The sequence below is a fragment of the Paenibacillus sp. ICGEB2008 genome, from assembly GCF_000307675.1.
In the GTDB taxonomy this organism is placed as follows: domain Bacteria; phylum Bacillota; class Bacilli; order Paenibacillales; family Paenibacillaceae; genus Paenibacillus; species Paenibacillus polymyxa.
Map to the genome: position 1 here is coordinate 561,436 of NZ_AMQU01000007.1, position 23,591 is coordinate 585,026.

Consider the following 23,591-nt stretch of genomic DNA (forward strand, 5'->3'; position numbering starts at 1 on the left):
GATCTTTTCGCACAAGAAATGAAGACGACTTATAAAGAATTGATAAATGATTTTAAAATACGGAAAATGACAAAAAGCTAAATAACAACCCCCCTTTTTTAACAAAAGGCGTGCATCGATATTAATATCGATGCACGCCTTTATTGATGGTACTGCTCCATACTAACCGCACAGCTGTCATCTCTGTCATCAACATGTCATCATTTTCTTTGTGACATGTTGGCGCTGATCAATACGTTAGCGAGCATTGCATGTCACATGAAATAGTGAAGATTTGTAACTAGCTTAAATGATAGCGAGTGAGTGACAATTGGATTACTGAAGACGACCCAATATGCTTGTATGCAGAAAGAGTCGTACTTCAAAAAAATCCATGAGGTGAATGCCGAATTTTAAATTGATGGTTAAAGGGGATTTTTAGGGAATTTAGAAAAATAATAAGTAAGTATTTCAGGAGGTTTTTATGAAAAAGAAAATGATTATTGCACTTGGTGCTTCTGCTATAATGCTGGCTAATTTTGTAGGAAGTACTTATGCAGATTCGAAAACAGTAGTTCCTGTTACAGCTCCCTACAATACAAATCAAATAGCAGAATGGTTAGAAGCGCATGCAAAGCCTTTAAAAACAACGAATCCAACTGCACCTCTTAATGATTTAAAACCACTTAAGAATATGGTAGGTTCAGCTTCAATTGTAGGTTTAGGTGAAGCTACACATGGGGCTCATGAAGTTTATACAATGAAACACCGCATTGTTAATTATTTAGTATCTGAAAAGGGCTTTACCAACTTAGTTTTAGAAGAGGGATGGGACAGAGCTTTGGAACTTGATCGATATGTTCTTACTGGTAAGGGAAACCCAAGCCAACATCTATCACCTGCATTTAAGACGAAAGAAATGTTACATCTACTTAGTTGGATTCGGCAATATAATGCTAATCCAAAACATAAATCTAAAGTGCGTGTCATTGGGATGGATATTCAATCAGTAAACGAGAATGTTTATAATAATATAGTAGAATATATAAAAAGAAACAATTCAGATCTTGTGCCTAGAGTCGAAAAGAAGATAAGAGGGCTTATTCCTGTAACAAAGGATATGGATACCTTTGACAGCCTTACGCAAAAGGAAAAAGAAAAGTATATTTCAGATGCTAAACAAATCAGTGCTTTATTAGAACAAAATAAAAGCTATCTAAATGGAAAATCCAGAGAGTTCGCATGGATAAAACAAAATGCCCGTATTATTGAACAATTTACTACAATGTTAGCGTCACCACCTGATAAACCATCCGACCTTTTTTTGAAACATGATATTGCAATGTATGAAAATGCGAAGTGGACTGAAGAACATTTAGGAAAAACCATTGTTTGGGGACATAACGGACACGTTTCGAAAACAAATATGATTCCTTTTATATACCCTAAAGTAGCTGGGCAGCATTTAGCGGAATATTATGGGGAACGGTATGTATCTATTGGAACATCAGTTTACGAAGGGCAATATAATGTCTACAATAATGACGGTGAATTTGGCCCATATGGAACATTAAAATCAGATGATCCAAACAGCTATAACTACATCTTTGGACAGGTCAAAAAAGATCAATTTTTTATAGATTTACGTAAGGCGAACGGAGTAACAAAAACTTGGTTAAACCAACAACATCCAATTTTCGCTGGAATAACTACGGAAGGCCCTGATATACCAAAAACTGTTGATATATCATTAGGTAAATCGTTTGATATACTTGTTCAAATTCAAAAAGTGAGTCCATCTCAACTACATCAATAAATTTGTAATAATGTGGCTCAACGAAGTGTAGTATTGATGGTAGTGTTAAGTGTCAATAGAGTTGATTAAAAATGTCAGTCATGTTATTCCATTAAAGGGGATGTAGGATAGAAACACTTCGCCATCCCCCTAAATGAAAATTTTCTGTCTCTACATTTAGTTATTTCCTTTCCTGTAAAGCTCACGTTTCTTTACGTTTAGCAGGGCTCCTTTTCTTTTTGACTGGAGCAGGAGAGATGGCGTCGCCTGCCACAGCTTGTTGTGTTGTCAGGGTTGCTGGTTTACGCGCAGGACGTTTTTTCGCAGCAGGACCAGGATCGGTAACGACAGGCTTCACTGCCTCAATACTGGCTTGGAGGGCAGCCATTAAATCAACCACATTGGTCTGAGGCTGTGTTGGGGCAATTCGCACCTCTTCGCCAGCTACTTTATGCTGGATAAGATCCAGCAGACGCTCGCGGTACTGATCCGTATACTTTGCTGCATCAAAAGGGGTAGATAGCTGCTCAATCAACATTTTTGCCATGGTCAGCTCTTTCTCTTTAACCTCCTCCTGTCCAGGTAAGTTGGGAACTTGAGAAATGGGACGGATTTCGTCCGGGTAAAACATGGTCTCCACCGCCAAGCATTCATCCAGCACGCGAATGGCTGCCAGACTGCTTTTCGAGCGGATGGAGATTTGGGCAATCCCGATTTTTCCGGTATCCTTCATTGCATTCATGAGCAGCTTATACGCATTGGAGCCGGCCTGATCCGGGGACAAATAATACGTTTTCTGAAAGTAGATCGGATCAATTTCCTGTAAATCCACAAAGTCCAAAATCACGATATTTTTATCGGCTTGCCCGCTAACTTGCTCCAGTTCCTCCTTGTCGAACATGACAAATTTTCCTTTTTCATATTCGTATCCTTTTCCAATTTCCTCCCATTCAACCTCCTTATCACAAACAGGGCACTTCCGTACATAGCTCAGTGGACTCCCACATTCCTTGTGAATATAACGCATGGAAATATCCTTGTCCTCAGTAGCTGAAAACATTTTAACTGGCACATGAACCAGCCCAAAGCTGATCGCGCCTTTCCAGACTGTATGCATACCGCCAGTCCTCCTTTTTTACCCGCATATTTCATATTTTGATTCCGGACACCCGGGCTGTGAGCATTTCCTTTTTCACTTAGTATGCTTCGCACAAAGGAATGTATGAGGTGCAAATGTAGGCTACGAATTGCTTTTACTTGCGCATGGTTTCGGTTTTATTGGTGAATGTTAAGTCATATCCGATTCAAAAGGAGGTACACCATTGATGCCTAGAAAACCTTATCCTCAGCAGATCAGTCATCGTGTGGGGCAAAGTCAGATTGCCTTTCGAGGGCCTGCTGCAGGCGAACAGGATGCATTGCCACCCGAGTTTGCTCTTTCACATGGAACGCCGCCGCCTTTTCCCGTAGCTGTCGCTCATGTGGATTTGGAGGCTGTAGTTTCAACTTCGCCTTCTCATAGCTTTCCTTCATTGGATGTGGAACGGATTATAGACGAAGACTAGGTGACCTATATTTCTAAATATTGCACAAAAACAAGGAGCAGGAGGAGAACAGTATGAATGTGGAACGAGCAAAAGCCATTTATGATTCAACCGAAACGATTGCCGTTCAATTGGATGGCAAACCGATTTGGATTGAGCATGTAGATGAAGCGAATGGTATGGCAACGATACAGATCGGAAGTAGACCCGGCAATACACAAACCGTTCGTGTGGATCGATTGGAAGAACAATAGGAGAGGGAATCCAACCTAAAAAGGCTCGCAATTGCTCAATGAGCAATTAGCGAACCTTATTTTATATAATAAGTGCGATTGTGGAGACAAGTTAAACGCCAAACAAGTTAATTTGAAGGTGGAACTGTTTTTTACACTGCAATGGTCTTCAAATGTGGAGAAACCATCAACTCAGCCTCTGTTGCCATTTGAACATCTTCCACCGACAAACCTGGAGCAATTTCCTTGAGCATCAGCCCTTTACCTGGAATAACATCGATGACACCCTTTTCGGTTACGATGGTCTTTACCACATTTACAGCGGTTAGGGGCAGCTTGCATTGTTTCAGTATTTTCGGCGCCCCATTTTTGTTCACATGCTCCATAGCTACAATCACTCTCTTGGCTCCAACCACCAAATCCATGGCTCCGCCCATGCCCGGCACCTTTTTCCCTGGGATCATCCAGTTTGCAAGGTTGCCTTTCTCATCGACCTCCAGAGCACCCAGAACGGTAACGTCCACATGCCCTCCACGTATAATGGAAAATGAAAGCGCACTGTCAATATAGCAGGCTCCTTTCACGGTTGTAACGTAGTTTCCGCCTGAATCGATACAATCAAGTCTTTCTTTTCCCGGAGCTGCTTTGGGACCAACGCCGACAATTCCGTTCTCCGCCTGCAGCATAATATTAATATTTTCCGGGATGTAGTCCACCGCCATGGTAGGTAATCCAATACCAAGATTGACCACTTCGCCATCTTTGAATTCCTGGGCTATTCTTCTAATAATCAATTCTCTATTATTCATTGTCTCCACCCACCTTTACAATCGCGTCGACAAATATTCCGGGAACATTGATATGATTGGGGTCAATTTCTCCCGCCTTTACGTATTCGTCTGTCTGAGCAACTACATACTCGGCTGCGGTAGCCATCACCATATTGAAGTTGCGTGAAGTGCCGTTGATGACAAGGTTCCCTGCTTCATCAGCTTTATGGGCTCTGATGAGCGCCACATCGGCTTTGAGCGGTAGTTCGAGCAAATATTCTCTTTCGTCAATTTTGATTTTCTGTTTTCCTTTCTCTACAATGGTTCCTACACCTACAGGTGTTAAAAATCCACCCAAACCGGCTCCGCCTGCGCGTATTTTTTCAGCGAGCGTCCCTTGTGGGAAGAGTTGAACCTCCGCTTCTTTTGTCATCAAGAGCCTTCCTGTTTCGGGATTGGAGCCAATATAGGATGCAAAAATCCGCTTGACTCTACCACTTTTTACAAGTCTATAAATAGATAATTCCGTTGTGCCTGTGTCATTGGAAATAATCGTAAGATTGTCAGCGGAATTTGTATCGACAAGCGCACGCACCAGTTCTTCTGGAATGCCTCCTTGCAGAAAACCTCCGACCATCACCGTATCTCCGTCTTTGATTCTCTTAACAGCTTCTTCAGCGGAGTTTACTTTTTTATTCATGGTTCCGTCTCCTTATCTATTTTTTAGGAAAGCATACTTTATTGGAGATAATCGTAGAGGACTCTTCCATATGGAAGTGTTAGGTCGGCAATAAAATGTTTTCCGCCAACATAAGCTCTAACCGGCAAATCTGCCACCGGAGCGTTGACATGGGGGATCAGGCTTAATCTAGCAGGTCCTGACCAGGCGCCTTTTACAGTAATATCTTCGAGATTATACGCCACTAACTGAGCAATTTTAGGGGTGCCGTCCACATTAGGGATTAATTTCAAATTAACTTGCGTTTTTGCAATGGCTTTAGCCGTTTCTTTTTCATCAAGAACGTTATATTTGAAAGGGGTGGTTCCCATGGCTACCAGGGCGTTATTATAATGCAAGGTACCCGTCAGCGTCTCTGTATCCTCAACGATCAGGCGAGGTTTCGCCCATTTTTTCGGAAATCCCCAGATTTCACGTCCCCCCAGAATAGCAGGTGCGTTATCCAGATACATTTGGGCAACAAAATTACACGGTTCTCCATTATAAGTACACGGAATGACAATGCCGCTTTCCTCATAGCTTCCTAAACCGGATGAATCGGGCATTTTGATCCATTCATAGGAAACCGTATTACTTCCATCTGGCTGGAGAGGTTCAGGGACCGCCTGTCTAATCGCGGCGGGATCGGATTCATAGGTAATAATAAAGAATTCCCGGTTGATGAACCGGCATGGCGGGCGTCCATAACTGCCGCTGGCCGCAGGCATGGATTGGAGTGAAAGTACATCTTTTTGATTCATAGCGATCTCCCTTCCTTTTTAAGAGGTATTTCAACAATTATCTTGAACAAGCACTTTAAATGAGAGCATTTTCAACCAGCATGGCTATTCCCATTCCCGTTCCAATGCATAACGAGACTACGCCATAACGTGAAGATCTGCGTACCATTTCATGAACCAACGTAACCAATACCCTAGCACCGCTTGCACCAACAGGGTGACCAATTGCGATCGCGCCGCCATTGACATTGACTTTCTCTGGATTAATTCCAAGCTCTTTTTGCACCGCTAGAGCTTGTGCAGCGAACGCTTCGTTAATTTCAAAGAGATCAATGTCATCTATAGACATTCCCTGTTTCTTCAGCAGTGACGAAATGGCTTTTACCGGTCCCATTCCCATATATGCAGGGTCAACACCAACAAGCGAGTAACCTTTGATATATGCCAACGGCTTTAACGCATGTTCCTTACATTTGTCTTCCGACACGACTAGCATAGCCGCCGCACCATCATTGATGCCCGAAGCGTTTCCCGCAGTAACCGTTCCGTTCTCTTTAAACGCAGGTTTTAACTGAGAAAGTTTTTCTTTCGTCGTATTTCCTCTTATGTGTTCGTCCTCTGTGAAATAAGTAGTTTCTTTTTTGTTTTTGATCATAACCGGAACAATTTGCTCTTCAAAAACCTTGTTGTTTTTTGCTTCGACAGCCTTTATCTGGCTTTCATAAGCAAATGCATCTTGCTCAAGTCTTGAAATTCCATATTTTTCGGCAACATTTTCGGCGGTAATTCCCATATGGTAATGGTTGATCGGGCATGTTAGGCCATCGGCCACCAAGGAGTCTACCAATTCACCGTTACCGAGCTTGTAGCCGTTTCTAGCATTTTTTAGCAGATAAGGGGCGTTCGACATGCTCTCCATGCCACCGGCCAAGACGATGTTTCCTTGTTCTGCCAATATGGAATCGTAAGCTAACGCGACGGCATGGAGTCCTGAACCGCAAACCGTGTTTATCGTTGATTCGGGTACATCAATGGGGATACCGGCTTTTAGTGCCGCCTGTCTGGCAGGATTTTGACCATTGCCCGCTTGAAGAACATTTCCCATAAAAATTTGATCAATCAAAGAAGGCTCTAATTTACTTTGCTGAAGGCATGCTGTCATCACGGTTGCTCCCAGTTCAGGAGCGCTCAGGGGGGCAAGAACTTTATTAAATGAACCGACCGCTGTTCTCAACGGGCTTACTATAGCTACTTTTTTCATAAAAACTCACATTCCTTTCGCTGTGTTCAAGGACACAATACATCCATGACTGCACTTCCATTCGTAATTCCGGTCCTAACCTACGAAACGTAAAAACTGCAAGATACATTTACATGCGGGCATATCATGGTGCCTAAGACAGTGAGTATGACGGTCCGATCGCCTTCTTTCCTTTCTGGAAATTAAAACCAGAATTATCATAGTTCTAATACAGATTTTGCTCAATGTTCAAATCTTTACATAGATCCAAATACAGATGTTTATAGAGCCATATCGTCCACAATAAGTAGGTCATTCTAATGTTTTCTGTTAATTTCTTGATTTTTCTGAAAATAGTGATCAAAAATTGAATTTTATGTTAAATACGAAAGTGCAAATCAATCTGTGAAAAAAAATTCTTGGTAAATTTCATTTAGCTCATCGCAGGGGAAAAACTCCCTCTATATGTAAATTCGCAACCGACTTATAGCATCTAAAAAAGCAAAGTAGGTTGCCAATCCAAATGAATACATTTGGAATTCGGATAAATATCAATTCATATATGTCTGGGCCACCTATAGCAATGACGTTATGACGTCAGTGTTTTTTTATTTGCTCGTGTGAACAAAAAAGAAGCCGACTGCTTGAGAGCAATCGGCTTGGAACGTAAAAATTTTACTTCAACAGCTCACGAAAAATGTACGTCTGCCGTCGTGAGCAAACGCGCAAAACGATTACCTAGCACTGCATTGTGATGAGCTACGATTTGTTCGCCGCTTAGTACCTTGCTATCAAATGTACTATGCGCATCCGATACGAGCACGTTGTTCTGGTATCCCAGACTATAGGCACTTCGGCAAGTCGTGTCGAGACAAAATTCAGTCTGCATTCCGGCAATAATCAGCTGGCTTGCCCCCAATCCCTGGAGCACATCACGCAATTCAGTTTGGTAGAAGCTGTCCCAGGATGATTTTCGGACAATTCGTTCCTGAGGAAGAGGACGCACCACGTCTGCGATGGCCCAGCCTAGACTGTTTTCCCGGAAATCCTCATCCGCTTCATCGGTATGCTGCACGAAAATGACCGGTGTACCAGAAGCTCTGGCTTCGGTTAAAAGCTGCTGCAAATGCGCTACAACTTCCTGTTCACGATACAGCTTCTCATCATACATGAACATAGCCTGCTGAACATCAATCAAGAGTAAAACGGTTTGTCCCATCAGTTCGATTCCCTCCCTATGTGTAACACTTAACTTACAATAGCATGTCTTCATGCCTTGCGGCGACATAAGGTGAACTATATAATAAAGAACAAGTTGGAACGGTCCGATTCGGACGAAAGGTGATTAAAAGAGATGACAATTTCGCAGGAACAGTTTGTATTCCGTTCTGTCTCAGAGGCACAGACCGGGACATTAGCAGGCTTTTTGGCAGCCCAAGCGGTTCCCGGAACCGTGATTGTGCTGGATGGAGATCTGGGAGCGGGCAAGACTGCTTTTTCCAAGGCTTTTGCCAGCCATTTAGGGGTGCCGGGTATCGTAAATAGTCCAACCTTCACCCTCATTAAGGAGTACGAGGGCCGATTGCCTTTGTATCATATGGATGTATACCGCATCTCTCAGGACGAGGCGGAGGATCTGGGGCTGGACGAATACTTTTACGGGACAGGAGTATGTCTGGTGGAATGGGGTAGTATTATACCGGATATGTTGCCGAATCAGCGGCTTCACATGTATATAGAAACAACGGATGTAGGGGAGCGCTTGATTCACCTGACCGGGTACGGCGAGCCTTATGAACAATGGTGCCGCAGCTTGCGGGAGAATGGAGTTTGAACCATGCAAAGAGAGCATACAGATGTAAATGAAAAGCCGCGTGAGCGGTTTTTGACGTTAGATACAGCGACGACTGTAATGGCGGCCGCCCTGATGAACGGAAAAGAGCTGCTGGGAGAAAGTAATGTTTATGGCGAACGCAATCACTCGGTGCATGTCATTACTGAGCTGGAACGGCTTTTGAGCGAAGCAGGACTGACACGCGATGATGTGGACGGTCTTGCAGTAGGTGTTGGACCGGGATCTTACACTGGCATCCGAATCGCGGTGACCGCAGCCAAGACACTAGCTTGGGCCTGGGGGGTTCCGGTGACATCCATTTCCACTTTGCAGGCTTTGGCTTGGGGTGGATGGAATCATGGTATCGAAATGAAGGGGCAAGAAGGTAAACATGAGTCTGGGAATAACGACTCGTCTGGGACGCAGGCAGCAGATTGGATTGTGCCTGTGCTGGATGCCCGCCGTGGTCAGGTGTACACGGGGCTGTTCACTGCGAATTCAGTTAACGACAGCGGTAGCCCGCAGCGGTTAGAGGCGGATGCTATCCGGTTGATGACTGCGTGGACCGATGATCTGCTGCAACGTTTGGAGGTTTTGTCTGTCGAAGAGCGTCCTGCGGTGATTTGGCTCGTCGGTGAAACGACGATTCACGCCGAAACAGCGGAGCGCTTGCGTGCATGGAGCGAGCTTCGTATTGTACCATATGAGCTGGAAGGAAAATGGGTTGGCCGCCTTGGGGCGGATAAGCTGCTTCGTCAGGAATATGACGAGCTACATACGCTGGTTCCGAATTATACCCAGCTGGCGGAGGCGGAAGCCAATCTGCTTCGTCAGCGCTGAAGAGGCGGTGAGCAACATGGCAAAGAACATACAGCGGGAAGAGAAACTTGAGTTTCGCTTAATGCAACTGGATGACATCCCCGATGTGCTGGAGATTGAGCATGAAGCGTTCACGCTGCCGTGGACGGAGGAAGCCTTCCGCAATGAGCTGACGATGAATCATTTCGCTAAATATATGATTATGGAGCTTAATGGACGAGCTATTGGTTACGCAGGCATGTGGACGATTATGGATGAGGCGCATATTACGAATATTGCGGTTCGTGAGGCTTATCGTGGACGCAAGCTTGGAGACAAGCTGTTGGATGAGCTGATGCAGACTGCCTCTTATTTAGGGATGGAGCGTATGACCCTAGAGGTCCGGGTAACGAACCGGATCGCTCAGGGCTTGTATGAGAAAAAGGGCTTTAAGCCTGCAGGTGTACGCAAGGGCTATTATTCGGATAATAACGAGGATGCCGTGATTATGTGGGCGGATATTCCCGCACACGGGGCATCCGGTGAACAGGAAGGAAGCGTGCAGAAGCAATGACGCAAGCGGAAAAAGCAGGTACAGGCTCTGTCTCTAGCGAGCCTTGCTATATACTGGCAGTGGAAACGAGTTGTGATGAAACAGCTGTTTCCGTCGTGAAAAATGGCACAGAGGTGCTTTCGAATCTGATCTCCAGTCAGATTGAAACACACAAAGCCTTTGGCGGTGTTGTGCCAGAGGTAGCGTCGCGCAAACATGTAGAAAGCATTACCTATATGCTGGACGAGGCTATGCAAACATCGGGAATCAGCCCCCGTGAGATTTCAGCGGTTGCCGTGACGCAAGGACCAGGACTGGTTGGCGCATTGCTGGTTGGTATAGTCGCCGCCAAGAGCGCTGCTATGGCGTTCGGCAAACCGTTAATCGGAACGCATCATATTGCGGGACATATTTATGCAAATCAGTTGGAGCATGATATTGTATATCCGTGCATTGCTCTCGTGGTGTCAGGAGGGCATACCGAGCTGGTGCTGATGGAATCCGAAGGCCATTTTCAACTTATTGGTCGTACAAGGGATGATGCGGTTGGAGAAGCCTACGACAAAGTAGCGCGAGCCATCGGATTTCCATATCCGGGCGGTCCGCATGTGGATCGTGTAGCCCATGAATCGGAGGAAGTGGTTACTTTGCCGCGTGCATGGCTGGAGCCGGATTCTTATGATTTTAGCTTTAGCGGCTTGAAATCGGCGGTGCTGAATGTAATTAACCAGACGAAAATGCGCGGAGAAACCGTTCATGCGGGAGCGATTGCAAGAGGCTTTCAAGAGTCGGTCGTAGAGGTGCTGGTGGAAAAAGCGATTCGTGCTATGCGTGAATACGGTGCGAAGCAGCTGCTGCTTTGCGGCGGTGTTGCTGCTAATCGTGGACTACGTACAGCATTGCGGGAACGCTGTGAGCGTGAAGGCATCGAACTGCTTGTACCCTCCATGAAATACTGTACAGATAACGCAGCGATGATCGGTGCCGCGGCATACGCCAAGTGGAAGCGCGGAGAATTCACCTCATTGGACATGAAAGCTGATCCAGGGCTGTCTCTGGAAGAGTGGTCTGTTCAAACTTAATTGAGCGAATAGGAAGGACACGACACATTCAGGGTCGTGTCTTTTTTATTCTGCGCTATACATATATATAAATAGAATTTCAAGAGGATAAAATACAGGAGTTTGAGCGTATGAATGCCGGTATCTTATTTCCTCGCATGATTCGTCACAATGGTTCACGATTTTTCATGTTCCACCAAAAAAATTATCAAAATTTTATACTGCCCGAATAATGATGTGATTTGTCAAGTTGTGAACAAAGTTATCCACATATACCATTAAAAATGTGGATAAATAGGCTCGAAGCAAGCAGGCTAAGACTTTTAGCAGATAGCTGGATGGGGGATATATCATAGCTATAGTGATTGTGAAATCTGTGGATAATGTGGATAAAAGGGTGGATAAATTTGGTTTTCATTTGAAGTTGGCGGTTTATCAATAAAAAAATGGCCTAAAAGGCCATTTTCCAATATCGTCCATGCACAAAATCTGTGGATATTCTTGTGTACAAAAAATAGAAGAGGGAAATGTGAAATTTTTATGGCTAAGATTTTATGCAGCAGCTTTTATGCCTCAAGCAGTTCCTCCCAGGATGCATAGGTTTCAGTCAATTCCTGTTTATGGGTGTCGAGTTGTGCCTGAATATTCTGAAGTGCTGTGTAATCCTGATAAATCTCGGGCAGGGTCATTTGTTCTTCCAATCCTACAATTTGTTCCTCCAGTGTTTTGATTTTGTTTTCCAATGCCTCCAGCTTGCGTTGACGGCTGCGTTCCTCGCTTTTGGCTTGTTTGTCTGCCGCATAGGTGGCTGCGCGTGATTTGGGAGTGGTCTCGTCTGTTACAGATGCAGAGGCAGACGATGTTTTGCCACGAGTGGACTGACTTGCCTCGAGAGCTTCCTGTGCGATTTCCTCCAACTCTTGTTTTTTAGCTACATAGTCATCATAATTCCCCAGGAAATGTTCTATCCCTTCAGGATGAAGTTCAATGACACGTTCAGCCATTTTGTTAAGGAAATAACGGTCATGGGAGATGAACAACAGTGTACCGTCATAGTCCATCAGAGCCGCTTCCAGCACTTCCTTGCTAAACAGATCCAGATGGTTGGTAGGCTCATCGAGAATTAATACGTTGGCTTCACGCAGCATTAGCTTGGCCAGTGATACGCGGGCTTTTTCTCCTCCGCTTAATGAAGCTACCTTTTTCAGTACATCGTCACCGCTAAATAGGAAATTACCCAGCACTGTCCGAATCCGTGCTTCTTCCATATGAGGGTACTCGCTCCATAACTCCTCCAGCACGGTATTGGCGGGGTTCAGGTTTGTCTGCTCCTGGTCATACAGACCGATTTTGATCTTCGTACCCCAGTGGATGGACCCAGCAGCAGGTTTAAGTGAGCCGGTCAGGCATTTGAGTAAAGTCGATTTTCCGATCCCGTTCGGACCAATCAGTGCCACCGTATCTCCTCGTTTTAAGTCAAAGGAGGCATGCTGAAATAAAGGCTTTTTCCCCTCATACGCTACGGAAAGGTCGCGCACCTCTAATACTTCCTTACCCGACATATAGGCGGTTTCAAAAGAAAAGTGGGCTTTTTTCAAATCGCCCATAGGTCGATCCATACGATCCATTTTATCTAGCTGCTTGCGGCGGCTTTGGGCACGTTTGGTTGTAGAGGCTCGCACGATGTTGCGTTGTATAAATGCCTCCATCCGTGCGATCTCCTCTTGCTGCTTTTCGTAATGCTTGAGGTTTGTTTCATACTCGGCAGCCTTTAGTTCCATATAGCGGCTGTAATTGCCTGTATAGCGAGTGGAGCGATGGCGTTCGATTTCAACAATCGTCGTCACCAGTCGATCCAGAAAATATCGGTCATGTGATACGACCAGCAGGGAGCCGGAGTAGCCACGCAAATAGTCTTCCAGCCAGGTCAATGTCTGAATATCCAGATAGTTGGTAGGCTCATCGAGCATAAGGACATCTGGAGCGAGCAGTAGGATGCGTGCTAGCGCAAGCCTGGTTTTTTGACCTCCGCTCAGGGTGACTACAGGCGTCTCGGGTGCAAATGAACCAAAGCCCATGCCGTGTAGCACACTGCGAACACGGGTCTCCATTTCATAACCGCCGTGATCCTTGAACCAGTCTGAGCGTCGTGCATAGCGTTCAAGCAGATCGGCATAACGCTTTTCGTTCTGCGCATTGGCCGGATCAGCGATTTCCTGCTCCATCTGCCGAAGTTCCCTTTCTGCTGCAATCAGCGGTTCGAACACCAGCATCATCTCATCCCAGATCGAACGATCAGAATCTAAACCGCTGTTTTGCGCCAAATAACCGATGCTGGTTTCCTTCGCTTTAAAGATTTGTCCACTGTCATAGGATATTTCACCAGCAATGATTTTGAGCAGGGTCGATTTGCCTGCACCGTTCACACCTACCAGCCCAATACGTTCACGTTCCAATATTTGAAGGTTAATCCCGTCCAGAACGGGCTCAATTCCATAGGATTTAGTAATTCCGGTTACTTGCAATAGCATAGCGTATCGTTCCTCCATTACATTTTGCACAGTTCTTCCTGCCTTTTTCGCAGGTACCTTCCTTCCAGTTTACATGAAATTACCCACTATTGCACTGCTTTCACCCCCTAAACCCTTGAGCCTCGTATAGTCAATTTGTATAAACAATGATAAACTTAAACGAGAAGTGAAAAAGAATGAAAAAAACTTGCAACGTACAGCACTTACTGACAAATGGGACAATTGCAACGTTTTGATGATTATCGACGATTGTGCGGGAGGGCGGATGTGTGGATGTCTGTAATGTGAAGAACGCGCTGCGTGTACAGCAACGGGAAGCGCGTGACTCCATGGACCCGCTGACAAGGCAGAAGGCATCGGCTGTGGCCTGTCGGCATGCAATCGAGGCATGGGAGCAGCTTAGAATAGACAGAAACGGGGATAAGCTAACATTATTTAGTTATCTCTCTTTTGGCAGCGAGATTTCTACGACTCCCCTCATTGAGCATTGCTGGTCACAGGGAGATCGTGTCTTGGCCCCGAGAGTGGATTCGGTAACCCGAACCATGGAGCTGAGGGAGATGGATCAGTATGAAAATATGGTGCCCGGCGTATGGAACATCCCTGAGCTGCATTGACATGCAAGGAATGGTTGCCTGAAATGTGGACGGGAATCGACTGGGTTGTTGTGCCCGGCTTGGCCTTTGATCGTCGTGGAGGCAGAATCGGCTATGGCGGAGGCTACTATGATCGCTTTACCGCACAGGTAGAGGCAGAGAAGCGTAATAACGGCTCTGTAGGTCCGCTTTATGTCTCGCTGCTGCTGCCGGGACAATTGTTGGCACAAGTACCCATGGAGCCAGGAGATTTGCGAGTGGACGTGCTGTTTACACCTGAAGGTCGCTTAGATTGTAACCATGCAAAATCGACAAATGATGAATGAAGTAAAGTTGGGTATGTGAAAGGAGCTGTGAGGGAGTCGTGGATTCCTTTACTCATTTTAACGAACAGGGACGAGCTCGTATGGTAGATATTTCGGGCAAAACGTCTACGGTTCGTACAGCAGTCGCCGTGACTCAGATTACGATGAACCCGGCTACATTGACGGCTGTAAAAGAAGGCAGAATCGGCAAGGGTGATGTTCTTGCTGTGGCCCAGGTCGCGGGGATTCAAGGCGCGAAAAAAACGTCAGACTGGATACCGATGTGTCATCCGCTGGCTCTGACAGGCGTGAACATTACTTTTTCCGATAATGGACATGATGTGCTTCATATTGAAGTTGAAGTGAAGACCGAGGGTAAGACGGGTGTAGAAATGGAAGCTTTGACAGCGGCTTCAGCCGCAGCGTTAACCGTGTATGATATGTGCAAGGCGCTGCAAAAAGATATGATCATCGGCCCTACCATGCTGCAATCCAAAACGGGTGGCAAGCATGGGGATTTTCAAAGGGAGGACCACCGGAAACCTTGACATAGACAACATTGTCGCCGAGAGGGTACTGTGATGTGATGGAGGATGCAGCGTGGCTGTTTCTGATTTTCAGAAGAGAAAGTATTCTTTCATGATAGGAGAAGGGTGATCTTATGGTGTGGAAAACGGCGATCCTAACAGCCAGTGATAAAGGGGCAAGGGGAGAGCGTGAGGATACAAGCGCACAGGTCATCCGGGAACTCGTCGAAGAAGAACTGGGCGGAGAGATTGTGGAATACCGGATCGTTCCCGATGAACCGGATGAGATTATTGCGGCTTTAATCGAAATGACCGATTATTTTCATGCAGACTTGGTGCTAACTACGGGCGGAACCGAACTGGCGATCCGTGATGTGACGCCTGAGGCGACCAGACGGGTCGTGGAACGGGAAGTGCCAGGTATGGCGGAAGCCATGAGAATGATCGTGATGCAGAAAAATCCGGCGGCCATGCTTTTTCGTGGAATCGTGGGGATACGCGGACGTACATTGATTGTTAATTTGCCTGGAACGCCCAAAGGCGTGCATGAAAACTTGGCAGCAATTATGGATCAGCTCCCGGAAGCGCTGCTCATGGTGACAGGTCAGTTCCGGTAGAAGGCAGCCCGTGTGTGTGGTATGATACCTGTAAGAATTTATATGGCCGTATATGGACAGAGGTTCTCATTTTGTCCGTCAACATAAGGAGGATTACTACACATGCCCAATATTGGAGCACCGGGTTATATTTTGTTAATTATTCTGGCGCTGCTGCTATTTGGTCCGAACAAGCTGCCTGAGCTGGGCCGAGCTGTAGGGCGTACATTCCGTGAATTTAAAAACGGGGCACGCGATATTTTATCTGAAGATGAACGGACTGGGCGTAAAGAAAGCAAAGATAGTGTGGTCCAAGCATCACAGACGACGTCAGAAGTTCAACCTCAGCCTGAGGATAAACGCTTGTCATAGATTTAGTTATTCATTTTTGCTGCTTGTATAATAAACATGAGCCTCTTCTTCAGTGAAGGGCTTTATTTTTTAGGAGGCGCTGCTGCGTTCCGTTCAGAAAGGAGGAATAGGCTTGACCCCATCAGAGCATGAAATGCCGCTAATGGAACATCTGGGTGAGCTTCGTCGACGAATAATTTATGTGCTGATTGTATTTGTATTGGCGCTGGTTGGTGGATTGTTCGCGGCGGGTTCTGTCTATAACTGGCTTATTCGCTCCGGTTCGGCGCAAGCTTTTCAGTTAAATGCATTTTCCTTTTGGGACGGAATCGGTATCTACATGAAGATCGCCATGATCATTGGGATTGCAGTGGCGTTACCATTTGCATGCTACCAATTGTGGAAGTTTGTCAGCCCGGGATTAAGGCCGCAAGAACGGAGTGCAACCTTGCGATATGTGCCTTATGTGCTGCTTTTGTTCATTATTGGCGCAGCTTTTGCTTATTTCATTATTTTCCCGATGGCGATTCAGTTTACATCGTCCGTCACCAAAAGTATGGGATTGCAGGAAACGTACGGTATTGCACAATATTTCACCTTTATGTTTAATATTGTGTTGCCTGTAGCGTTGCTGTTTGAACTCCCCCTGCTGATCATGTTTCTGACAGGGATTCGTGTATTAACCCCGATGAGGCTTCGCAAATGGCGGAAGATTTCTTATTTCCTGCTTGTTTTTGTCGCTGTTGTTATCACTCCGCCGGATTTTATATCCGATTTTTTGGTGGCGATTCCGTTGCTGGTGCTGTATGAAGCGAGTGTATATTTGTCATCAGTCGTGTACCGCAAGCAACTGCGTGCACAGGAGGAACGGGAGGCCCAATTGCGTGTAGCTGCGGAATAATAAGCAGGGCCTGAACGGCTCAATAACTAATTTCTCTAAAATTGATCAACATAGCTGTCTTAAAAATAACCATTAGCCTTGAGTTAACGGTTATTTTTAGGATAGGTGGATATAATCAAGAATGGCTGCCCATAAAAATTCCCATAAAAAATACATTAGGGACTTGAAATTCAATCTCAAGTTGAGTATCATAAAGTTGGTTGTTAGCACTGACGACTGTTGAGTGCTAATACATACAACATAACAACCAAATTACAGGATAAACACTTAATAAGGAGGCTATTTTTCATGATCAAACCTTTGGGTGAACGCGTATTGGTGGAAGCAATTGAGCAAGAAACAACGACTTCCTTCGGAATCGTACTTCCTGACTCTGCCAAGGAAAAGCCGCAAGAAGGCAAAATTATCGCGGTTGGCGCAGGCGCATTGAAAGACGGTGCCCGTATTCCTCTGGAAGTAAAAGAAGGCGACCGTGTCATTTTCTCCAAATACGCTGGAACGGAAATCAAATATGAAGGTAAAGAATATTTGATTATGAAAGAAAGCGATATCCACGCGATCATCGGTTAACCGGAACCCGGACAAGACCTAAATATAGGAATTGAAACAAATCATTCATAATCCATAGGGAGGTTTATCACAAATGGCTAAAGACATTAAATTCAGTGAAGACGCTCGCCGCTCCATGCTGCGCGGGGTAGATGCATTGGCTAACGCTGTTAAAGTAACACTCGGACCGAAAGGCCGTAACGTTGTACTGGAGAAAAAATTCGGTAGCCCGCTCATCACTAATGACGGTGTAACGATTGCAAAAGAAATCGAGCTGGAAGACGCGTTCGAAAACATGGGCGCTCAACTGGTTAAAGAAGTAGCAACCAAAACAAACGATGTAGCTGGTGACGGTACGACTACGGCTACTGTTTTGGCTCAAGCCCTCATCACTGAAGGTTTGAAAAACGTAACTGCTGGCGCAAGCCCAATCGGTATCCGTAAAGGGATCGACAAAGCGGTTAAAGCAGCAGTTGCTGAACTGCAAGCTATCTCCAAACCAATCGAAAGCAAGCAATCCATTGCTCAAGTAGCTGGTATTTCCGCTGCTGATGATGAAGTAGGCGAACTGATCGCTGAAGCTATGGAAAAAGTGGGCAAAGACGGTGTCATCACTGTTGAAGAATCCCGCGGTTTTGCAACAGAACTGGAAGTAGTTGAAGGTATGCAGTTTGACCGTGGCTACATTTCTCCGTACATGATTACAGATACGGACAAAATGGAAGCTGTACTGGACAATCCATATATCTTGATTACTGACAAGAAAATCACAAACACACAAGAAATCCTGCCATTGCTTGAAAAAATCGTACAACAAGGCAAGCCACTCGTTCTGATCGCTGAAGACATCGAAGGCGAAGCGCTGGCTATGCTCGTTGTCAACAAGCTGCGTGGTACATTCAATGCTGTAGCTGTTAAAGCTCCTGGCTTTGGTGACCGTCGTAAAGCAATGCTGCAAGATATCGCTGCCCTGACAGGCGGCCAAGTAATCACAGAAGAACTGGGTCTGGACCTGAAAACAGCTTCTGTGGACCAACTGGGTACAGCACGTCAAGTGCGTATTACAAAAGAAAACACGATTGTGGTTGACGGTGCTGGAAACAAAGCCGACATCGACGCTCGTGTTAGCCAAATCCGCACGCAACTGGAAGAAACTACTTCCGAGTTCGACAAAGAGAAACTGCAAGAGCGTCTGGCTAAATTGTCCGGCGGCGTAGCAGTAATCAAAGTCGGTGCGGCTACTGAAACAGAATTGAAAGAACGCAAACTGCGCATCGAAGATGCTCTGAACGCAACCCGTGCTGCGGTTGAAGAAGGTATCGTATCCGGTGGTGGTGTAGCGCTCCTGAATGTATACAAAGCAGTTGCAGCTGTTGAACTGCAAGGCGACGAGCAAACAGGCGTAAACATTGTGTTGCGTGCTCTGGAAGCTCCAATCCGTACCATCGCTGCTAACGCAGGTGAAGAAGGCTCTGTTATCGTTGAGCGTCTGAAACGCGAAGAAGTTGGCGTTGGTTTCAACGCAGCTACTGGCGACTGGGTAAATATGATTGAAGCTGGTATCGTAGACCCTGCGAAAGTAACTCGTTATGCATTGCAAAACGCTGCTTCCGTAGCGGCTATGTTCCTGACTACTGAAGCAGTTATCGCTGACAAGCCAGAACCAGAAAAGGCTGCAATGCCTGACATGGGCGGCATGGGCGGAATGGGCGGCATGATGTAATTAGGGCCTCAAAACCCTGTAATACCGCTATTTAAAGGGCTCCCGAGAGGGAGCCCTTTTCTATACCATTGCTACACCATGAGTGCTCATGTAGCTTACAGCAGAGTTTCTGTAATTCGGCAGTTTACATTCAATCATTTGCTCTAATAGCTTCTATACATATTGTGGTGTAGTATATATGCAAATTATCCAAAGGGGGAAGTTGTGTGGAGCTTCAAACTATATTAGCTTTTCTGGGAGCAGCAATTGTTCTCACCATTATGCCGGGTCCCGACAACGTGTTCACTCTGACACAGAGCATAGCAAAAGGTAGGAATGCAGGGATATTTACTACTTTAGGCCTTTGCACGGGATTGTTGGTTCATATTTTTGCAGCAACCTTCGGCCTCGCAGCAATAATTTATCAATCTTCCTTGGCATTTGCAGTAATCAAATACGCTGGAGCAGCTTATCTATTATTTTTGGCGTATAAGTCATTTAGAGCAAAAGATATGAGTTTTGAACTCAAGAGTGGTGATACCTTGAATTACAAATCATTGTATAAAAAAGGTGTCATCATGAATGTGTTGAATCCAAAGATATCACTCTTTTTCTTGGCTTTTCTTCCTCAGTTCGTAAACCAGGAAAGCGGTAATGTTTCTGTTCAAATGCTAGTTCTTGGAGTGGTATTTTTAATGCAAACTTTAGTGCTTTTTATTTTGATAAGTATTTTTGCTGGAAAAGTAGGCTCCTTTCTACGGAGAAATCCATCCTTTTCTAAAAAAATCAATTATATTCAAGGCTCGTTATTTACACTCATCGGCTTAAAAATCGCATTTACCCAAAAATAATAGAAGGTAGTACTTTTCAACCCAATCATTAAGGACTAGCTGTTGAGCTAGTCCTTTTTTTGTTGGAAAAGCATACAACACACGCCGAGAACAGGTGGGCGGTCACAGAGGTTTAAGATCATGACCAACGAGTTGGAGCATACGGACAGACCTATGCCTATCTTTTCCTAGATGAAGTCAACAGCCCAATCTTTTTGGTTAATTGCACAATAAGCTAATTTGACTAGACTTTGGAGGTGACCATTAATTATGTTTAGACATTATTGTTGGCAAAAGAAAATGCATCGGAGAAAATTTAGAAGATGTTCAGTTAAAAAATTCAAAGTTTTGCCGAAGGTCATTGTTAAAGGAATTCAAGGGCCTCAAGGACCTCAAGGACCTCAAGGACCTCAAGGACCTCAAGGACCGCAGGGACCCCAGGGACTGCCAGGTCCACAGGGAGTTCCAGGTGCTCAAGGTCAGCAAGGGCTACAAGGTTTCCAAGGAATTCCTGGCCCTGCAGGGCCAGTAGGAGCAACGGGACCGGCAGGAGCAGTAGGACCAGCAGGACCAGCAGGACCGGCAGGAGCAATAGGGCCAGCAGGACCAGCAGGAGCAACGGGGCCTGCAGGCGTCGGGATATCAGACTTCTTAAGTGTTTTCAGAGCAGATCCTGGTACGGGGACTGACACAGTTCCGGGTAACTCACCAATTACCTTTACTGGGGTTTTAGCTAATGTTGGAGGTGCATTTACTTTCACTCCTCCATCTCCAACGATAACAATTAACGAGACGGGGAGCTACTTCATCTCATTTTCTATCCACAACCAAGGTAATGCGGACTTCAATCTCACTGTTAACGGAACTCCTGTAACACCCTTACCTTTCTCAGGTAATGGTGGGGGACCTATCGCAGCTGAGGTTATAATAACCGTTACAACAGTTCCAACTACAATACAACTGGTAAATGCCAATGCAACTCCTGCTCAGTTGCACAATAATATTAATACAACTATGACAATATTAAAGTTGACGCCTTAATATTGTTGCTTAGTAGTAGCTTATTCAGTAAAAGGTTTAAGGTTTATGTCTTTTATCCGGTCAGTTTGTCTAATTATTCAGAGACCTGAGATATGGAAATACCTAGAGAGAGAATCCCTGAACGGGACAAAGCCAGACAGATGTGGTTGGAGAGCAGCGGGGCGATGCGACTTAAGGACATCGCCGCTGCTCTTTCTGTTCCTGAAAAGTCTGGTTCGCCAAGGGAAGTCTATGAACCGCTGGTAGGATACTTTGATTATTTTCTGTTTTCAAAAAAACATTATTTACAAAAAAATCTTATTTTCAGAAGATTCTTAAAATCGTACGAGTGGCGCATTAGCTTCAAAAGGATGAATGTTAGGTATTGAAATATAGCTGATAACGCGTTAGTATTGTGTATCTGAAATTTCATCTGGAGGCACATTATGAATGATATATTGGCATTTACGATACTGCTCATCTTTATTGTCATGTCACCAGGGATTGATTTTGCATTAATAACGAAAAGAACTCTCACTGATGGCAAGAAGGATGGTTTCAAAATTGCACTAGGTTTAACTAGCGGAGCTCTCGTTCATACATTGGCAGCCGCATTGGGGCTTTCTTTAATATTAATGAAGTCGGCTGTAGCATTTGAGGTAGTCAAATATGCAGGGGCAGTTTACTTGATATATATGGGACTGTCTTCCTTTGTAAAAAAAGGAAAGAGTAATTTGGTTCAAGAGAAGCAAGAGAATTCTAGAAAATCAGCGTTTACACAAGGATTGGTTTCCAATGCACTCAATCCAAAGGTTGCTATTTTTTTTCTCACGTTCTTACCGCAATTTGTTCTACCGGGCTATAATCCCAGTTTGCAGTTTTTACTGATGGGCTCTCTTTATGCTCTACTTTCGATTATATGGTTTACTACAATCGTATTATTGTTAAGTTACATAAGAAGATGGTTAATGTCACCTAAAGTTCAAAAAATGATCGATAAGGTCACGGGACTCGTGCTGATTGGTTTTGGTTTAAATATGATCTTCAAAGTTCAAAAAACAGGATCATAAATAAAGGAACGGGCTATGGAAGCTCGTTCTTTTTTGTTAGGGGAGACGACCAGAAAGAGATACCGAGCGGCATAAGGCAAAACAGATGTGGCTGGAGAGCTACGGGCATATGAAGCTAAAGGACATCGCCGCTAGTTGAGGGTTAAACGCCTTAAGTGAAAGCGTTGACATAAATTTCAACCCTCTATATACTTAGCTTAGTTAATTGAAAATGAATAGCACTGGGATTGTTACTGTTACGCAGGCAAAACCTAAGGAACCAAATGCTAAGATCCAAGAATCTTATGTATTTGGTTATCTTAGGTTTTTTTGTTTATAGAGACAGGAAGATTAAATATGGCGGTTTTGGCAACCTATTGAAGCCGTTTCTTCTATTATGATGTTCACATCTGAGAGGAGCGACAAACTTGGGATACAAATATGAGCTAGTCCAGGCAGACAATCATTTTCCATTAAAAATTATAGCTCATTCCTCCAATGAACCAGCATACATACCTAGGCATTGGCACGACAGCATCGAAATATCCTATGTACTCTCAGGAAAAATCGACAATATCTATATAGATGGCATGAATTATAGCTCCAGAGAAGGAGATATTGTGCTCATTAATTCGAATGCTATTCATTCCTTTTCTGTGGCTAAGGGCCAAGGTAGACAGGCTATAACTGTTCTGATTCCTTCTGGATTTATTCGAGAAAATATAAAGGATAGTAATCCCATTTTATTTGATTGTATATCCATTTTCGAAACCAACGAGCAGAGATTACAGCATTTTGAAGAGCTGCGTGATCTGTTAAACACATTATTTGTGGCTTACCTCAACCAGCACAATGACCCTTTAGTACATATTCACTTAACGTCTCTATCTTATAGATTGGTGTACCTTTTATTAATGCATTTTAAAATTGACAACGAATCGCTCCCTGGCTTTAGCACAAATAAATATTTGGAGCGGCTGACATTGATAACTGATTATATCAAAGAAAATTACGATCAGAGCCTATCCCTGGATTCCATAGCTCAGGTTTTTGGATTGTCTCCCGAATATTTGTCCCGTTTTTTTGTAAAGCATGTAGGGTTGACGCTCTTTCAATATATCAACGCCATCCGTCTGGAGAAATCTTTCCGTGTTCTTATGAATACAGACCATTCTATTATACAAATTGCGCTGGAACACGGATTTCCGAACGAGAAGTCTTTTGCCAGGGTATTTAAAAAGGTTTATCACGTGACGCCTCATCAATATCGTAAAAAGCACAAGAGGCTTTCTGAAGCAAGGAGTCAGTAATTGACCTGAATTAGGCTAATAAAAGGCAGGATGCAAATAAAAAAATCGTTAAAATTAAT

25 protein-coding genes and 2 pseudogenes are annotated in these 23,591 nt (G+C 44.6%); 20 read left to right on the forward strand and 7 right to left on the reverse strand.

What is annotated here, in order from left to right; genetic code table 11:
• Nucleotides 1-463 precede the first annotated feature (463 nt).
• Nucleotides 464-1,795, forward strand: a complete 1,332-nt coding sequence (locus tag C400_RS0107160) for an erythromycin esterase family protein (RefSeq protein WP_017426485.1) — start codon at nucleotides 464-466, stop codon at nucleotides 1,793-1,795.
• A gap of 181 nt (nucleotides 1,796-1,976) precedes the next feature.
• Here the strand turns inward: C400_RS0107160 and ku are convergent, their stop codons facing one another.
• Nucleotides 1,977-2,891 (reverse strand): non-homologous end joining protein Ku, encoded by a 915-nt coding sequence (gene ku, locus C400_RS0107165; protein ID WP_017426486.1) that lies wholly within the window; start codon nucleotides 2,889-2,891, stop codon nucleotides 1,977-1,979.
• 208 nt (nucleotides 2,892-3,099) lie between these two features.
• Between ku and C400_RS0107170 the strand changes: the two genes are divergently transcribed.
• Together C400_RS0107170 and C400_RS0107175 are read left to right on the forward strand one after the other, a co-directional pair.
• Entirely contained in the window at nucleotides 3,100-3,339 is a 240-nt protein-coding gene (locus tag C400_RS0107170) for a hypothetical protein (protein ID WP_016821216.1), read from the forward strand.
• Nucleotides 3,340-3,392: 53 nt separating this feature from the next.
• Entirely contained in the window at nucleotides 3,393-3,572 is a 180-nt protein-coding gene (locus tag C400_RS0107175) for an H-type small acid-soluble spore protein (RefSeq protein ID WP_017426487.1), read from the forward strand.
• Nucleotides 3,573-3,703: 131 nt separating this feature from the next.
• Here the strand turns inward: C400_RS0107175 and C400_RS0107180 are convergent, their stop codons facing one another.
• The 5 genes from C400_RS0107180 to C400_RS0107200 form a co-directional block, all read right to left on the reverse strand.
• Entirely contained in the window at nucleotides 3,704-4,360 is a 657-nt protein-coding gene (locus C400_RS0107180) for a 3-oxoacid CoA-transferase subunit B (protein ID WP_016821214.1), read from the reverse strand.
• Nucleotides 4,353-5,021 carry a CoA transferase subunit A gene (locus C400_RS0107185; RefSeq protein ID WP_017426488.1) on the reverse strand — a complete coding sequence of 223 codons (669 nt, stop codon included), beginning with the start codon at nucleotides 5,019-5,021 and terminating at the stop codon, nucleotides 4,353-4,355. Before C400_RS0107185 ends, C400_RS0107180 begins: the two co-directional genes overlap by 8 nt.
• Before the next feature lie 38 nt (nucleotides 5,022-5,059).
• A complete protein-coding gene (locus tag C400_RS0107190) occupies nucleotides 5,060-5,800 on the reverse strand; it encodes an acetoacetate decarboxylase (protein ID WP_017426489.1) in 741 nt (246 codons plus the stop codon).
• Between the two features lie 55 nt (nucleotides 5,801-5,855).
• The gene (locus C400_RS0107195) at nucleotides 5,856-7,040 is read right to left on the reverse strand and encodes an acetyl-CoA C-acetyltransferase (RefSeq protein ID WP_017426490.1); all 1,185 of its coding nucleotides are present in this window, start codon (nucleotides 7,038-7,040) and stop codon (nucleotides 5,856-5,858) included.
• Nucleotides 7,041-7,707: 667 nt separating this feature from the next.
• A complete protein-coding gene (locus C400_RS0107200) occupies nucleotides 7,708-8,238 on the reverse strand; it encodes a cysteine hydrolase family protein (RefSeq protein ID WP_016821206.1) in 531 nt (176 codons plus the stop codon).
• Between the two features lie 135 nt (nucleotides 8,239-8,373).
• Here C400_RS0107200 and tsaE point away from each other — a divergent pair, with 135 nt between their 5' ends.
• Genes tsaE through tsaD form a run of 4 tightly spaced genes read left to right on the forward strand, consistent with a single transcriptional unit; the run spans nucleotide 8,374 to nucleotide 11,286 of the window.
• On the forward strand, nucleotides 8,374-8,853 hold the full coding sequence (gene tsaE, locus C400_RS0107205) for a tRNA (adenosine(37)-N6)-threonylcarbamoyltransferase complex ATPase subunit type 1 TsaE (protein WP_016821205.1): 480 nt from the start codon (nucleotides 8,374-8,376) through the stop codon (nucleotides 8,851-8,853).
• A 3-nt stretch (nucleotides 8,854-8,856) separates the two neighbouring features.
• The gene (gene tsaB / locus C400_RS0107210; RefSeq protein ID WP_017426491.1) at nucleotides 8,857-9,693 is read left to right on the forward strand and encodes a tRNA (adenosine(37)-N6)-threonylcarbamoyltransferase complex dimerization subunit type 1 TsaB; all 837 of its coding nucleotides are present in this window, start codon (nucleotides 8,857-8,859) and stop codon (nucleotides 9,691-9,693) included.
• A 16-nt stretch (nucleotides 9,694-9,709) separates the two neighbouring features.
• Nucleotides 9,710-10,225: a ribosomal protein S18-alanine N-acetyltransferase gene (rimI, locus tag C400_RS0107215; protein ID WP_017426492.1), complete on the forward strand. Its 516-nt coding sequence runs from the start codon at nucleotides 9,710-9,712 to the stop codon at nucleotides 10,223-10,225.
• Nucleotides 10,222-11,286 carry a tRNA (adenosine(37)-N6)-threonylcarbamoyltransferase complex transferase subunit TsaD gene (tsaD, locus tag C400_RS0107220; protein ID WP_017426493.1) on the forward strand — a complete coding sequence of 355 codons (1,065 nt, stop codon included), beginning with the start codon at nucleotides 10,222-10,224 and terminating at the stop codon, nucleotides 11,284-11,286. Before rimI ends, tsaD begins: the two co-directional genes overlap by 4 nt.
• Before the next feature lie 545 nt (nucleotides 11,287-11,831).
• Here tsaD and C400_RS0107225 read toward each other — a convergent pair.
• On the reverse strand, nucleotides 11,832-13,796 hold the full coding sequence (locus C400_RS0107225; RefSeq protein WP_017426495.1) for an ABC-F family ATP-binding cassette domain-containing protein: 1,965 nt from the start codon (nucleotides 13,794-13,796) through the stop codon (nucleotides 11,832-11,834).
• Between the two features lie 269 nt (nucleotides 13,797-14,065).
• Between C400_RS0107225 and C400_RS28545 the strand changes: the two are divergent.
• The 13 genes and pseudogenes from C400_RS28545 (at nucleotide 14,066) to C400_RS0107285 (ending at nucleotide 23,532) form a co-directional block, all read left to right on the forward strand.
• A pseudogene (locus C400_RS28545) lies at nucleotides 14,066-14,718 on the forward strand (5-formyltetrahydrofolate cyclo-ligase).
• Nucleotides 14,719-14,756: 38 nt separating this feature from the next.
• Nucleotides 14,757-15,245 (forward strand): cyclic pyranopterin monophosphate synthase MoaC, encoded by a 489-nt coding sequence (gene moaC, locus C400_RS0107235; protein ID WP_017426496.1) that lies wholly within the window; start codon nucleotides 14,757-14,759, stop codon nucleotides 15,243-15,245.
• Nucleotides 15,246-15,358: 113 nt separating this feature from the next.
• A complete protein-coding gene (locus C400_RS0107240; RefSeq protein ID WP_013369877.1) occupies nucleotides 15,359-15,841 on the forward strand; it encodes a MogA/MoaB family molybdenum cofactor biosynthesis protein in 483 nt (160 codons plus the stop codon).
• A 102-nt stretch (nucleotides 15,842-15,943) separates the two neighbouring features.
• Entirely contained in the window at nucleotides 15,944-16,192 is a 249-nt protein-coding gene (locus tag C400_RS0107245; protein ID WP_016821198.1) for a twin-arginine translocase TatA/TatE family subunit, read from the forward strand.
• A 112-nt stretch (nucleotides 16,193-16,304) separates the two neighbouring features.
• Complete coding sequence (tatC, locus tag C400_RS0107250) at nucleotides 16,305-17,072, forward strand: twin-arginine translocase subunit TatC (RefSeq protein WP_016821197.1); 768 nt, start codon at nucleotides 16,305-16,307, stop codon at nucleotides 17,070-17,072.
• A 288-nt stretch (nucleotides 17,073-17,360) separates the two neighbouring features.
• Nucleotides 17,361-17,642, forward strand: a complete 282-nt coding sequence (gene groES, locus C400_RS0107255; RefSeq protein WP_007429271.1) for a co-chaperone GroES — start codon at nucleotides 17,361-17,363, stop codon at nucleotides 17,640-17,642.
• 73 nt (nucleotides 17,643-17,715) lie between these two features.
• On the forward strand, nucleotides 17,716-19,344 hold the full coding sequence (gene groL / locus C400_RS0107260; protein WP_013369880.1) for a chaperonin GroEL: 1,629 nt from the start codon (nucleotides 17,716-17,718) through the stop codon (nucleotides 19,342-19,344).
• A gap of 206 nt (nucleotides 19,345-19,550) precedes the next feature.
• On the forward strand, nucleotides 19,551-20,174 hold the full coding sequence (locus C400_RS0107265) for a LysE family translocator (protein ID WP_017426497.1): 624 nt from the start codon (nucleotides 19,551-19,553) through the stop codon (nucleotides 20,172-20,174).
• A 249-nt stretch (nucleotides 20,175-20,423) separates the two neighbouring features.
• A complete protein-coding gene (locus tag C400_RS0107270; RefSeq protein WP_017426498.1) occupies nucleotides 20,424-21,194 on the forward strand; it encodes a BclA C-terminal domain-containing protein in 771 nt (256 codons plus the stop codon).
• Between the two features lie 140 nt (nucleotides 21,195-21,334).
• Nucleotides 21,335-21,562 (forward strand): hypothetical protein, encoded by a 228-nt coding sequence (locus tag C400_RS27530; protein WP_231124968.1) that lies wholly within the window; start codon nucleotides 21,335-21,337, stop codon nucleotides 21,560-21,562.
• 57 nt (nucleotides 21,563-21,619) lie between these two features.
• On the forward strand, nucleotides 21,620-22,243 hold the full coding sequence (locus C400_RS0107280; RefSeq protein WP_017426500.1) for a LysE family translocator: 624 nt from the start codon (nucleotides 21,620-21,622) through the stop codon (nucleotides 22,241-22,243).
• A 64-nt stretch (nucleotides 22,244-22,307) separates the two neighbouring features.
• A pseudogene (locus C400_RS26635) lies at nucleotides 22,308-22,382 on the forward strand (phage terminase small subunit-related protein); the annotation flags it as partial.
• A gap of 268 nt (nucleotides 22,383-22,650) precedes the next feature.
• On the forward strand, nucleotides 22,651-23,532 hold the full coding sequence (locus C400_RS0107285) for an AraC family transcriptional regulator (RefSeq protein WP_017426501.1): 882 nt from the start codon (nucleotides 22,651-22,653) through the stop codon (nucleotides 23,530-23,532).
• The last annotated feature ends 59 nt before the right edge of the window (nucleotides 23,533-23,591 follow it).

Bases quoted from the DNA above. Each gene is read 5' to 3' on its own strand.
- C400_RS0107160 (WP_017426485.1), top strand. From the start codon at position 464: ATGAAAAAGAAAATGATTATTGCACTTGGTGCTTCTGCTATAATGCTG.
- C400_RS0107185 (WP_017426488.1), bottom strand. From the start codon at position 5,021: ATGAATAAAAAAGTAAACTCCGCTGAAGAAGCTGTTAAGAGAATCAAA.
- C400_RS0107170 (WP_016821216.1), top strand. From the start codon at position 3,100: ATGCCTAGAAAACCTTATCCTCAGCAGATCAGTCATCGTGTGGGGCAA.
- C400_RS0107280 (WP_017426500.1), top strand. From the start codon at position 21,620: ATGAATGATATATTGGCATTTACGATACTGCTCATCTTTATTGTCATG.
- C400_RS0107200 (WP_016821206.1), bottom strand. From the start codon at position 8,238: ATGGGACAAACCGTTTTACTCTTGATTGATGTTCAGCAGGCTATGTTC.
- C400_RS0107190 (WP_017426489.1), bottom strand. From the start codon at position 5,800: ATGAATCAAAAAGATGTACTTTCACTCCAATCCATGCCTGCGGCCAGC.
- groES (WP_007429271.1), top strand. From the start codon at position 17,361: ATGATCAAACCTTTGGGTGAACGCGTATTGGTGGAAGCAATTGAGCAA.
- ku (WP_017426486.1), bottom strand. From the start codon at position 2,891: ATGCATACAGTCTGGAAAGGCGCGATCAGCTTTGGGCTGGTTCATGTG.
- C400_RS0107195 (WP_017426490.1), bottom strand. From the start codon at position 7,040: ATGAAAAAAGTAGCTATAGTAAGCCCGTTGAGAACAGCGGTCGGTTCA.
- rimI (WP_017426492.1), top strand. From the start codon at position 9,710: ATGGCAAAGAACATACAGCGGGAAGAGAAACTTGAGTTTCGCTTAATG.
- C400_RS0107245 (WP_016821198.1), top strand. From the start codon at position 15,944: ATGCCCAATATTGGAGCACCGGGTTATATTTTGTTAATTATTCTGGCG.
- C400_RS0107225 (WP_017426495.1), bottom strand. From the start codon at position 13,796: ATGCTATTGCAAGTAACCGGAATTACTAAATCCTATGGAATTGAGCCC.
- groL (WP_013369880.1), top strand. From the start codon at position 17,716: ATGGCTAAAGACATTAAATTCAGTGAAGACGCTCGCCGCTCCATGCTG.
- tsaE (WP_016821205.1), top strand. From the start codon at position 8,374: ATGACAATTTCGCAGGAACAGTTTGTATTCCGTTCTGTCTCAGAGGCA.
- C400_RS0107270 (WP_017426498.1), top strand. From the start codon at position 20,424: ATGTTTAGACATTATTGTTGGCAAAAGAAAATGCATCGGAGAAAATTT.
- tsaB (WP_017426491.1), top strand. From the start codon at position 8,857: ATGCAAAGAGAGCATACAGATGTAAATGAAAAGCCGCGTGAGCGGTTT.
- C400_RS0107240 (WP_013369877.1), top strand. From the start codon at position 15,359: ATGGTGTGGAAAACGGCGATCCTAACAGCCAGTGATAAAGGGGCAAGG.
- C400_RS0107175 (WP_017426487.1), top strand. From the start codon at position 3,393: ATGAATGTGGAACGAGCAAAAGCCATTTATGATTCAACCGAAACGATT.
- tsaD (WP_017426493.1), top strand. From the start codon at position 10,222: ATGACGCAAGCGGAAAAAGCAGGTACAGGCTCTGTCTCTAGCGAGCCT.
- C400_RS0107180 (WP_016821214.1), bottom strand. From the start codon at position 4,360: ATGAATAATAGAGAATTGATTATTAGAAGAATAGCCCAGGAATTCAAA.
- C400_RS27530 (WP_231124968.1), top strand. From the start codon at position 21,335: ATGTGGTTGGAGAGCAGCGGGGCGATGCGACTTAAGGACATCGCCGCT.